The 6,468-nt window shown below is 61.4% G+C and carries 5 protein-coding genes; 1 reads left to right on the forward strand and 4 read right to left on the reverse strand.

Translation table 11 applies throughout. The annotated features are described in order from the left end of the window. Positions 1–105: 105 nt before the first annotated feature. On the reverse strand, positions 106–735 hold the full coding sequence (locus tag EYB53_RS24760; RefSeq protein ID WP_135482193.1) for a GNAT family N-acetyltransferase: 630 nt from the start codon (positions 733–735) through the stop codon (positions 106–108). Positions 736–778: 43 nt separating this feature from the next. Beyond that, the gene (locus EYB53_RS24765) at positions 779–1,867 is read right to left on the reverse strand and encodes a CobW family GTP-binding protein (protein ID WP_135482195.1); all 1,089 of its coding nucleotides are present in this window, start codon (positions 1,865–1,867) and stop codon (positions 779–781) included. Between the two features lie 332 nt (positions 1,868–2,199). Between EYB53_RS24765 and EYB53_RS24770 the strand changes: the two genes are divergently transcribed. After that, positions 2,200–3,165 carry a hypothetical protein gene (locus EYB53_RS24770; RefSeq protein ID WP_135482197.1) on the forward strand — a complete coding sequence of 322 codons (966 nt, stop codon included), beginning with the start codon at positions 2,200–2,202 and terminating at the stop codon, positions 3,163–3,165. 138 nt (positions 3,166–3,303) lie between these two features. Here the strand turns inward: EYB53_RS24770 and EYB53_RS24775 are convergent, their stop codons facing one another. After that, a complete protein-coding gene (locus EYB53_RS24775) occupies positions 3,304–3,684 on the reverse strand; it encodes a tyrosine-type recombinase/integrase (protein ID WP_135482199.1) in 381 nt (126 codons plus the stop codon). Positions 3,685–4,105: 421 nt separating this feature from the next. Continuing rightward, entirely contained in the window at positions 4,106–5,527 is a 1,422-nt protein-coding gene (locus EYB53_RS24780) for a sensor domain-containing diguanylate cyclase (protein ID WP_135482201.1), read from the reverse strand. Positions 5,528–6,468 lie beyond the last annotated feature (941 nt).

Raw genomic sequence — 6,468 nt, forward strand, 5'->3', positions numbered from 1 at the left:
GGGCGTCCCGCCCTCGAAGGCATTCCGAGGGCGGGACGCCCTCGCTCCCAGGCTTTGCTGGTCGCACGGTGGGCCGGCTCAGGGCGCAGCTGTATGCCAAACAGATCAAGCATCGGGAGGCTCCACGTTGGGGGAGGCGCTCAGTTCCATGGCCAAATGATGGTGCCCCAATTCGATCTGATGCGCAGCATGACCGTTGGTCTCGCACGAGGGGTCGGGCGGTGGGATGACGCCCGGTGCAGGCGTCAAGGCAATGCGCCAGATCTCTTGTACGGGGGCGAAACCGCAGCGGGCATAGAAGTGCTTCGCGTGCGTATTCGCAGCGGTGACGTAGAGCTGGATGCGGTCGAAGCCCTGGGCGGCAGCCCACTGCGTGCCAACCGCGATCATGCGTCGTCCCAGATCACTGCCACGTTGATCCGGGACGACATAGAGGGCCACCAGTTCGGCCCAGCGCCGCGCGGCAAACAGTGGGGAATCGGTGTGCGCCTCCAGCAACAGCAGCCCGACTGGCTCATCCCCCCGCCAGGCCAAGAGCCAGCAAGCACCGGGGGCATGGTGAGTCTGCCGAAAATGCTCGTAGAGCAACGCCTCCCAGGTCTCGGCGAGGCGAAAGAGGGGGTCGAACCCAGCATTCACCTCATGCAATGCGGCAAAGAGCCGGGCCACCGCCCAGAACTCAGCGTCAGCGGCTGGCCGGAGCACCAGGGCGGTCGTGGAGGCTGTGGGTGTCATGGTGCCTCCTCGCCACGCAGATCAATCACAGTGTTGTCGTTGTTCACGCCTTCACCTCACGCATCCAGGTTTGTTGGGCCGCAACGGCTTGTTCCCGCGACAGTTCAGTGCAGCAGCGGTCGAGCGCCGCTTGTAACTCGGCTTCGTTCAGCCCGCCTGGTGTGCTGAGCAAGACCAGTTGGGTGTGCGGCGACTCCTTGCCCCAGGGTTCGGCGAGGGTGACGGTGACCCGTGGGCCAACCGCTTGCAGGATGGCCCGGCGATGGGGCGCATCAGCCAGGTAGATCAGCCCCTTGCCGCGGAAGATTTCCACCGGCAGGTTCAGAACAACCTCGCGCAGCGCTTTGAAGCCGAACGGTCGCGCACTGGTATAGCTCCACGTACTGAAGGCGGCCCCGTGGTCGTGATGATCGTGCGCAGCATCCGAATCATGCTCGTGGTCGTGGGCGCTATCCGGCTCGTGGACATGATCGTCGTGGGTCTGGTGTGGTGCTGGCTGGAGGGGCATCAGATCGATCTTGTAGCGCCCAATGCCGAGCAGCAGATGGAAGGGAACGTCGCCGTGAACGGCGGGAAGGATGCGCGCACGCGGCACAATCTGGCGCACCCACGCGATCATTGCTGCCTGCTGATCGGCCTCCACCAAGTCAACCTTGTTGAGCACCACGATGTCGGCTGCACTCACCTGATCAATGATCAGATCCTCGTAATGCCGTTGCTGGCGCACATACTCGGCATCAACGACCGTGATCACCCCGTCGATCCGGAAAAAGGGTCGCAACTCGGGCAGTTCAAAGGTCTCGGCCACCGCCCAGGGATCGCTGACCCCACTGGCCTCGATGAGAAGATATTCGGGTGGCTCGCGCCGCTCGAGCAACTGGAGCGCACTGTTGAGCAGGTCGCCGCGGATGCTGCAGCAGATACAGCCGTTGGCGAGCGAGACGGCTTCACCCTCGACACCCACCACAAGCTGGGTGTCAATATTGATGCTGCCGAAATCGTTGACCATCACCGCAACGCGTAGGCCGTGGTTGGCGTGCAAAATGCGATTGAGCAACGTCGTCTTGCCGGCCCCCAGGAAGCCGGTCAGGATGGTCAACGGAACGGGGTGAACAGGCACCTCAACGGACATGATCGTCTCCTTCACGACGCCAAGGTTCTGGGTATGCGATCCGAGCGCATCAACCAATGATGCGGATCACGAAACGGAACGCAGCCTGAAGCGCTGTTGTACTAAATGATACATTGTATCGTTTCCGTACTGAGAGATAGTATCATTATTCCGTTGTTCTTGTCAACACTGAGAGCAACTATCAGCAGGGCAAGCGCAGCTTCCTGCCGTGGCCGTGAACGGCCCGCGCATGCCAGGCGCAGATGCGCCCAATTGGTGTATCATACCTTTAGCGTGCATATTTGCCACAGACGCGCCGACGCCGCGGCGCTCCTTACCCGTTGAGGTTGGCAATGGCTTCTTCCGACTCCGTCGCGCAGCTTCCTCCACGTCCGTCGCCGCTCGTACAGATCCAGTTTCGGCTGGCGGCCCTCTTCGACCGTCTCTCCGATCCACATGGCATTCACCGGCTCGAACGCGCGATCATCATTGTTGGGATTGTCGGCTTTCTGAGCCATCTCGGTTTGATCTGGCTCTGTACCTGGCTGCCGACCTTTGGGCCGCTCATCCCCATTGTCGGCACAAACTATCTTAGTGCGATCTACACTCCCTTCAGCTTCATCCTCTTCTACGAGTTGCTGCTGTTGATCTTGACCCTTCCCCAATCGACCACCCTGGCTCTCGGCCGCCAGTTCGAGATCATCTCCCTCATCACGGTGCGCAATGTATTCAAGGATCTGGCCGAATTCGAGAACCTGAGCCTGATCGACACGCAGAGTGATCCATTTCGGAAGGTGCTGATCGATCTGACGGTCGGTATTCTGCTGTTCCTGATGGTCGGCGTGTTCTACCACATCAACCGGCGCCGCCCTGCCGAACCCGTACGCGGAGCGCCCGAACCCGCCCTGGCGCTGTTTATCGCCCAGAAGAAGATCGTGGCTCTCTTCCTCAGCACCCTCTTCTTCGTACTCCTCGGGACAAGCGTCTGGAGTTGGGGCAGTGCGGTCTGGTTGGCCCTGGTTGAAAACAGCGCCATGCCGCGCACCCTGACGACGATCTTCTACACCGACATCTTCACGGTGCTGGTGTTCACCGATGTGCTGTTGTTGCTGCTCTCGTTGTTGCTGTCGGCAAACTACCCGCTGGTGTTCCGCAACGCCGGGTTTGTGGCGTGCACGATCCTCCTGCGCCTCGCATTGGCGGCGGCGTGGCCGTCCAGCCTGCTGGCTGCCGTCGCCTCAGTGGCCTTCGGCATTATCGTCAATGCGATCTACCTCTACAGCATCCGCATCGCTAGCCCCCTCGAGCCTGAAGCATAAGGCAGCCCGATTGCGGCCGGAGCAGCGCGTTGCCTAGTAGAGTGCCCGAGCTAGTTTGACGGGTTGAGAATGGGGTACAGCTTGGGGTCTACGTATCATAGGAACAGAAAACGCAAGAACCGAGATCGTGTACGGTGCTTACGTGTGCTTGTGCGGAAGGCCCCGCCGTCGCTGGCGTAGCTCGGCATCAGCTGCGGCGTCGCTCTGCTCGGCGTAACGGAGCGTCGTCGGGATGTGTTGGTGGCCCAGGCGCGTGCGGATGGTCGCCAGGCTCACCCCGTCTTGGACAAGGGCTGGTGCGTGACGGTGGCGAAGCTGGTGCAGGGTACCATGAACGCCAGCTTGCGCGCAGGAGGCAGCCCAACGCGCCTGGATGGTCTGGTCGCGTAGCGGCTGGCCGTCGCCGTTTTTCAGCGCTCTGCACAGCGGCCCATGCCGCGCCTGCGTCTCCTTGGGGCATGCCAACGATTCGTGCAGAATCGTGCCATGTGATCGGTTTAAGGCATTCTGCTGAACCATAAGCTCCCAGTGCTGAATGCCAGCGCAGGCCCCTGCGCTGGCACCGTCGGCGATCCTCGTGGGCTGCGCATGATGGCGTGAGCGCGGGTCGGCACCCGAAACCGGTGCCTGCACTGCCACCGCGCCCTAGGCTCGCAGCGGAGCCTCGTCGTCGTTCCGCCGCAGCCCGAGCCGCAGCGTGAACAGCCCGCGCGCCTGAACTTGCCGGGGTCGCGTCAACAAGCTGGAGCTACACCGCCGAGGCCGCAGCGGAACGCAGAGCAACGAACGAGCGACACCCCCCCCAAGCACTGGCGAAACCCGGGCATCTCTGGGGCGGCCCGCTCAACGTGACTCCGCCGACTGACCATCCCGACGCAGCCGACGACCAACATGGGCAGCTTCGGCAGGCAACCCGTCAGGCAGGCATTGCAGCGGTGCATCAGTTCTCAGGATCGCAACGGCAAACGCGGTTTCTGCCCCCGGACTTGGCCTGGTAGAGCGCATCGTCGGCCCGCTTGATCCAGGCATGAACGCTTTCTTGGGGCTGAAATTCGGCAACACCGACACTCGCGGTGACTGCGCCGACCTCGGGGAATGAATGGTTCGCAATGATGACCCGCAGCCGATCCGCCGCGTGCAGCGCCTCGGTCGCTCCGCAGTGAGGCATCAGGAGAGCGAACTCCTCGCCACCCCAACGAACCAGGATGTCGACCGTGCGCAGATGCTGGCCGATAAGACGGGTTAACTCGATCAAGATCCGGTCACCGACGAGATGGCCATAGGTGTCGTTGATCACCTTGAAATGATCGAGATCGAGCATCAGCAGCGACAACGGCATGTCGTAGCGCACGGCGTGCGTGCGTTCCGCCGCGACCGCCTCCTCGAAATAGGCCCGATTCCAAACGCCGGTGAGGCGGTCTGTGACGGCGAGTCGTTGAAGCTCCGCGTTGGCCTGCTGGAGCGCGCGATTCGCCGTTTCTGCCGCGTCCCGCGCCTGGACCAACTCCGCCACGAACCGCTTACGCTCGCTGATGTCGACGAAGGAGCAGATCAGTTGGTCGTCGAGGATCGTGCCGCCGATGACGATATCCTTGACCTGCCCGTTCCGGCTCGTCACGCGAAACTCGTGAGGCGTCACATGCCCCTGCTGGGCGGCTGCCTGTGCGATCGCCCCATTCCATTTGTCGAGCACGGTGCGCCGATAGTCTTCGTCCGGATAGGCCCGCACGAACCAATCTTCGTGGGTCGGAATCTCCTGCGGAGTCCAGCCGAAAATCTGATCAAATGCGGTATTGCGGTAAAGAATCCGTTGATCCGCCTGCAAGTTCGCCACCGCGACGGCGACCGGCAGATGCTGGAGCATCTTGCGCAGGCGTTCCTCGCTGCGCTTCGCCTCGCTCTCGGCACGCTTCACGGCCGTGATGTCCCGCGACACCCCGAGTATTTCCACTGTGACACCGTCCGCGGTATGAACCGGCAAGACGTGGACATCGCACCAGATGGTTGAACCGTCCTTACAGCGATATTCTTGCTCGTAGCGTGCATACTCCGGAGGGAGCCCGGCTTGGAGGAGACCCGCCATGCGCGAGAAATAAGCCAGTGTGATCGCCTGAGACTCGGGCGTCTGGATCTCCTCAAGGGTCTGCTGCATTGCCTCCTCCTGGGTGAAGCCGCGCAGTCGCTCCACCGAAGGGCTGATATAGGTGATCCGACCATCCAGCGACATGGTCCAGATGACATCCGATGCGTTCTCGGCCAGCAGACGATATCGTTCCTCGCTGACCTGCAGCTGCTTCTCGGTCTGCTGCCGCGCCTGTTCGATCGTGAGCGGCTGGTCTTGGGTCTCGTCGTGCCAGTTCATAGGTGTTTACCCTTGAGGGCGGGAAACCCACCCGCTTCTCGCGGTGGGAGGAACGCCCCGGCTTTCGCCCCCTTTAGCGCACGTTTGCATGGGCATGCGAATGCTGATATCCTACGCTCAGATGTGCGAAGGCACTCGTGGTGCGCACCACGAGCCACGGTTTGCACGTTGCCAACTGAACCTTCGGGAGTTCCGGCAGGGAGCCCGCTGCCGGGTAAAAGGTTGACGGTCTGCGCCACGCACGACCCCTTTCGTTGGGCAGGGCCGCCCGTCAGACGGCCTCTTGTGCTGCGTCGCCTCCGGGCGAAGGAGCGCGCACACGCCCACCTGCTTTCGCGGTGGGTATCTGACCACTCTCACCTTTCGATAGTGATTCCATGTCGACAAGAAACTCGTCGACGCGAAACCCACTTTCGTTTTTTTCCAATCGTGTAGTGAGTGCTCAAATGGGGATTGAGTTGCCATCCTCGCTGCTGTCTTTCTTGAGAAGCGCAAGATAGTTGCGGCGTATCCGCTCAATGAAGCGCGCGCCATCGAATGGACGGTCGAAAAGCCTAGTGTACTCACGTGCAATCAAAGCGAGGGTTCAACCACGATTCCAGCACCTCTGCTGTTCGTTGTCTTTGGTCATCGGTTAAGACATTTCAGGTCGGGGGCTAACTATCGTATAGCGTAGATCGTGAACACGACGCCTCGCGTGGCCTGAATGCTCCTTGCACGCTACCATATCACAGCGGGAGCACCGAATCCATTACCATGCGCTAACAACGTGTGAAGAACCAGCAAGAAATGCCGCGCAAAAGCTGATCCAGCCAAGACTCGCCTGGGAGCAACAAGATCGCCCACAAGCGCGAGGGCTAAAAGCAATACTTTTCCAATAAGCTCACGCGAAGGCGCGAAGGCGCGAAGGCGCGAAGGCGCGAAGGCGCGAAGGCGCGAAG

Origin of the sequence: Candidatus Chloroploca mongolica (assembly GCF_004762035.2) — a bacterium.
Lineage (GTDB): Bacteria > Chloroflexota > Chloroflexia > Chloroflexales > Chloroflexaceae > Chloroploca > Chloroploca mongolica.